This is a genomic window from Moorena sp. SIO4A1, from assembly GCF_010672065.1.
Classification (GTDB): domain Bacteria; phylum Cyanobacteriota; class Cyanobacteriia; order Cyanobacteriales; family Coleofasciculaceae; genus Moorena.
Map to the genome: position 1 here is coordinate 1 of NZ_JAAHHX010000955.1, position 1,137 is coordinate 1,137.

Sequence of the window (1,137 nt, forward strand, 5' to 3'; positions counted from 1 at the left end):
TAATTCCTAGGTCTACCGCAGTTACATTAGCCTCTGGTTTTCGTTTTTCTGGTTGACAAGCAAACGGAACAGACAGATGACAGTACCTTTCATTGAATATCAACGAAGGGGACATCATTTTGTTAGTTACTACCTGATGGCGTTCCCTTAGTCCGGTAATTTGAACCGTAGTCCAAACCCAGTCAGAGCCGTTAAAAACCTTGACTTCGACTTGGTCGAAGCCGTGTAGTTTATAGCATTGTCCTTTGTACAGAGCTGGGTAACAACCAGTATCAGCGTTTAGTTTTGGCGGTTTACTGTCTTTCCTTTTTCGATTACCTGATTGCCACTCCCTGTAACGGGTAACAAAACTACTAACTTGACCAGCAGCAAACGCGATCGCGGCACGACGGTAGTAACTAGGAAACTTGTAAAAAGTTTTGTTGAATTGTGGGTATTTGATATTAGGACGTTTGGCTGTTTGGTGCATCAGGTGTTCGACAGCCGGAGTTAACTGATCAGCCGTTAAACATCCCAATTCATGCCAGTGAGTATAGATAATACCAACCAAATATCTGCAAGCACGACGATAGACTGTAACCGTTTCGGTGAATAGTAAACGCTGTTCAGCCCTCGGGTTAAGCCTCCATTTGTCAGTGCGAATGATCTTGGTCGGTGTTTTCACGAACTCAACTGAATTGCTAACCTATCACTAGGTTAAGCTATAGTGATTAAATATGTCAACCACTCTACGAGCTTTTGCTCACACAGTTTCGCTAATCAAGGTTCATATAGTGTTTGTAACAAAATACCGTCATCCAGTGATCACTGGGGATATCGAAGAAGATATCAAAGACCTGGTTAAAAGCATCTGCGAGAAAAATGATTGCATTCTTGAAGACGCAAAGGCAGACTTAGGGGCAAATGACCATATTCATCTTTTGATTGACTTAGCCCCTAAGGTATCGATTTCTAAACTTTGCAACACCCTCAAAACGGTAACTAGTAGGGAGATTAGGAAAAGATACGCAAAAGAATTGGCTCCCTATTACTGGAAACCAGTTTTCTGGAAAAGAGGTTTTAGTGCTGTTTCGTGCGGAGGAGCTTCTCTTTCGGTACTGAAGCAATATATAGAAAACCAAGGTTATGACGATTAAT

At 42.0% G+C, this 1,137-nt stretch carries 1 protein-coding gene and 1 pseudogene; one reads left to right on the forward strand and one right to left on the reverse strand.

All coding sequences use genetic code 11. The features are described from left to right. Positions 1 to 664: pseudogene (locus tag F6K53_RS44415) on the reverse strand (IS200/IS605 family accessory protein TnpB-related protein); the annotation flags it as partial. A gap of 52 nt (positions 665 to 716) precedes the next feature. Between F6K53_RS44415 and tnpA the strand changes: the two are divergent. After that, positions 717 to 1,136 carry an IS200/IS605 family transposase gene (gene tnpA / locus F6K53_RS44420; RefSeq protein WP_293063355.1) on the forward strand — a complete coding sequence of 140 codons (420 nt, stop codon included), beginning with the start codon at positions 717 to 719 and terminating at the stop codon, positions 1,134 to 1,136. The last annotated feature ends 1 nt before the right edge of the window (position 1,137 follow it).

Coding starts and splice junctions, on each gene's coding strand:
- tnpA (WP_293063355.1), top strand. CDS start 717: ATGTCAACCACTCTACGAGCTTTTGCTCACACAGTTTCGCTAATCAAG.